4 protein-coding genes are annotated in these 3,435 nt (G+C 65.9%); all 4 read right to left on the bottom strand.

The window, feature by feature from the left end; translation table 11 throughout:
• On the bottom strand, positions 1-680 hold a 680-nt coding region (locus A5704_RS01755; protein ID WP_067887106.1), incomplete at its 3' end, for a hypothetical protein.
• Entirely contained in the window at positions 677-805 is a 129-nt protein-coding gene (locus tag A5704_RS29525) for a hypothetical protein (RefSeq protein WP_255369178.1), read from the bottom strand. The genes A5704_RS01755 and A5704_RS29525, both read right to left, overlap by 4 nt.
• A 16-nt stretch (positions 806-821) precedes the next feature.
• Positions 822-1,631, bottom strand: coding sequence for a CbbQ/NirQ/NorQ/GpvN family protein (locus tag A5704_RS01750; RefSeq protein ID WP_067760874.1), 810 nt, complete (start codon positions 1,629-1,631; stop codon positions 822-824).
• On the bottom strand, positions 1,628-3,151 hold the full coding sequence (locus tag A5704_RS01745) for a nitric oxide reductase activation protein NorD (protein ID WP_067887104.1): 1,524 nt from the start codon (positions 3,149-3,151) through the stop codon (positions 1,628-1,630). Before A5704_RS01745 ends, A5704_RS01750 begins: the two co-directional genes overlap by 4 nt.
• Positions 3,152-3,435: the final 284 nt, after the last annotated feature.

Below are 3,435 nucleotides of genomic sequence, written 5' to 3'. Positions count from 1 at the left end.
CGGTTGACGGTGTGCAGGTAGGGGATGGCGAGGAACGGGGTGATGTAGAAGATGTCGTAGAGCCACCAGCCGACGACGGGGAATACGACGCCGGCGTAGCGCACGTCGGCGAACATGGTCATGTTGAACACGTAGGCGGACCAGATCACCACGCCCATCCAGCAGGTAACCACCATCCACTGGTGACCCCACCGCTTCATCTGGAGAAACCCGATCGCCGCGGCCACCCGCATGGAGAACACCGTGAGGATCAACCCGGCGACATAGGCCTTCTCGCCGGGCCCCGCGGCGCCGCCGACCCAGAGCTCGTTGTAATGCCAGAAGTAGCCCGCGTCGAACATGTTGCCCCAGCCGACCATCAGCACCCGGTTGATCAAGGTGTGGTTGGCGACCAGGTCGAGGGCCCAGCCGAGACTGTTGAGCATCCCGTCGATCAGGACCAGATACCCGATCAGCGTCACGATCATGGGCCGGACCGACAAGCCGGCGCGCAGCGCCTGGCGCTGCAGCCATACGCCGCGCATGAAGATGGGGAATCCGATCAAACCCGGCGCCCACATGCCCATCAAGGCGGCGCCGACGATCATCCACTTGTCCGCGCGGCGCTGCGCGTGGCGGGACGCGTCGTGGTGATCGTCCAGGCTGACCGTGACAGCCGGTTGGGCGACAACAGGTTTCACAAGTTCCACCACCCGCGGGCGAAGGACATGTAGAGCTGGATGCCGAACATTGCCAGCAAATAGCCGTAGATGAACAGCTGGAAGACAATCAGCGCCCTCTTGCGCTTCCTCTCCTGTTGGTCCATGCCGTCAGCTCCTCTCCTAAGGGCGTGCACTCGGGGCGTCGGTGGTGGCCAGGCTGGCCACCGCGACTTCACGTAGGCCGTCGGTGACCGCGCCATCGAGACTCAGCGGCGCGAGGATGCAGGCCTCCGCCGCATCCAATTCGCTTGCCCCGGCGGCGATCAGGTGCGCGGCGGTGACCAGCACCCTGGTCGAAGGCGGCTCGAAGTGGAAGGCGTCGTCGGCGGTGCGGATCGCAACAGCGCACCCGACCAGTCGACGCGCGGCGGCGATGGGGATTCCGGCTTCGGCGACGATCACCTCGGCTTCGCGCTCGGGCGGCAGGTAGCTCATCGCGAGTGTGACGAATCGCTGCCGGAAGGACGGCTTCAGCTCCTTCAGCGAGCTGCGATACGCCGGGTTGTACGAACACACCAGCATGAAGGTGTCCGGCGCCGTCACGACCTCACCCGCCCGATCCAGGTACAGCGATCGCCGGTGATCGGTGAGCGAATGCAGGATGGCCAGCGAATCGTGGCGAGCTTCGACGACTTCGTCGAGATAGCAGATCGCGCCGGCCTTGACGGCCCGGGTCAGCGGGCCATCGGTCCAGACCACGTCGCCGCCGGTCACCATGAAGCGGCCGACGAGATCGGAGCTGGTGAGATCGTCGTGGCAACTGATGGTGACGACGGGCCGCTGCAAGAGCAGGCCCATGTGTTCGACGAAACGCGTCTTGCCGCATCCGGTTGGGCCCGTGAGCATCACCGGCAGGCGCTGGCGGTAGGCCCGCTCGAACAGCTGGACTTCGTTGCCGTGTGCGAAATAGGTATCGGTGGCGGCACTCATGCGGCCACCAGTTCGCGATGGACATGAGCCAACACCCGAGGAAGCTCCTCTACGCGTCGGATCCGTTGGGACCGTCGCGGCCCGAACACCTCCGGTAGGGGATCGACACGCGTCGGGCCCACGCCGACGTAGTACATCGACACCCCCGCATCGTTGCCCTCCTCGACGGCGTGCGCGGCATCCGCCCAGGCGTAGCGCCCCTCGTAGCCTTCATCGGAGAGCAGACCGTCGCCGATGACGATCAGCAGCCGCCGTTCGGATGCCTGCGCGAGCAGCCGGCTGGTCAAATGGCGCAGTGGCGCACCGAGCCTGGTGTACCCCCGGGTGGACAGGCCGAGCCCGCTGGGAGCCACCAGCCGCCGCTCCTCGAAGCCCTTCAGGCAGTGGACTTCGACGCGATGGCGGGTATTGCCGGTGAAAGCGAAGATGCCGTGGCGCTCTCGCGCCAGGGTCATCGCGCGCGAAAGCGCGTCGGCGCAAGCCAGTTCGAGTTGAAAGATTCGCCCGCCGTGCACCCCCAGCGACGAACTGCCGTCGAGCAGCACCGCCGTGGTGACGTCGCGGCCGACGGGCAGCAACTCGCGGAAGATCCTCGGTTCCTTGGCCTCGCCGGTGGTCAGGTCGATGTAGTGGCTGACGTATTGGTCGACGTCGAGGTCGGCGCCGTCTTCGAGGCGGTTCGCCATCCCCCGATGGGTGTGTTCTTCGAACCACTTGCGGACGTCGACGGCCACCGCCGCCGGACCGCCTGCGCGCCGGGCATCCGCACGCTCGATCACCGCGACGTGGTCGCGCACGAACCGCTGGGTCCACATGTTCCATTCCGGGTAGGGGATCCCGGGCCGATGCTCCGGGGTCACGTCGAGATCGTTGTCCTGCGGCCGGCTCGGCGGCGGCAGATTGGGATTACGGACACCGCCGTCGCCGCCGACGGGAACCGAGTACGGTCGCGGCAGTCGGTTTTGCGTTGTCGTCCAGGGCATCCTGCCAAAGCTGCGCCGCAACCTGTCGGCCAAGCCTCGCGGCGCCGTGAAGGCCAGCGGCAACGTGCCCAGCAGCGGATGGACCGCCAATGTCTGACCCGTGGCGGCCAACGCGATCGCCCGGTTGAGCATTTCCAGGGCGCTCATGTCGCCCGATTCGGTGTGGAGGTCCGGCAGCAGTCGTCGCGCATCGGGGAGCAGGCCCGGCCAGCGCGAGGCCATCCAGCCGAGGGCGACACCGGCTTCGACAACGCTGAGAGCGCGCACTTCGCGAGTAGACAACTCGTTCAACCGATATTGGGTGATTCGTTCTTTGGACGGTGAACATTGCAGGGCCACACCGCACGTCAGGGCTCTGCGAGTCCAATCGCACAGTGGTGGGTAGGGGACGTGAACGAACGTCAGCGCCGCGTTCAACCCGAAGCGGCGCCGGTCACCCGTGACGAGCCGCACGCCCTCGCGACGTCGTTCGCTCAGCGCGACGGCTGTCACCGAGCAACTCCGCTCCAGTGACATTGCGTGGGAGTCTTCAGGCATCAGCCGAATCCCATGCGTCCCGGCGGTCCACTCCAGCGCTCAAAACGTGCCGATGTTGGAGAAGAGCCAATACCAGAACCAGATGATCAGTCCGGTGCCGCCCCACGCCGCGACGTAGCGAAGGATCTCCCACACATAAGCCACGTTTGGACCTCCTCAGTGACGTAAGGACATTCGGCTCGCGCATCTCAGTCGGAGAAGAGCTCGCGGTTGACGGTGTGCAGGTAGGGGATGGCGAGGAACGGGGTGATGTAGAAGATGTCGTAGAGCCACCAGCCGACGAC

It is taken from the genome of Mycobacterium sp. E735 (genome assembly GCF_001666955.1).
GTDB lineage: Bacteria > Actinomycetota > Actinomycetes > Mycobacteriales > Mycobacteriaceae > Mycobacterium.
This window is presented reverse-complemented; position numbering and strand designations above follow the sequence as displayed.

Excerpts from the sequence above, each read along its gene's own strand:
- A5704_RS29525 (WP_255369178.1), bottom strand. The coding sequence starts at position 805 with ATGGACCAACAGGAGAGGAAGCGCAAGAGGGCGCTGATTGTCTTCCAG.
- A5704_RS01750 (WP_067760874.1), bottom strand. The coding sequence starts at position 1,631 with ATGAGTGCCGCCACCGATACCTATTTCGCACACGGCAACGAAGTCCAG.
- A5704_RS01745 (WP_067887104.1), bottom strand. The coding sequence starts at position 3,151 with ATGCCTGAAGACTCCCACGCAATGTCACTGGAGCGGAGTTGCTCGGTG.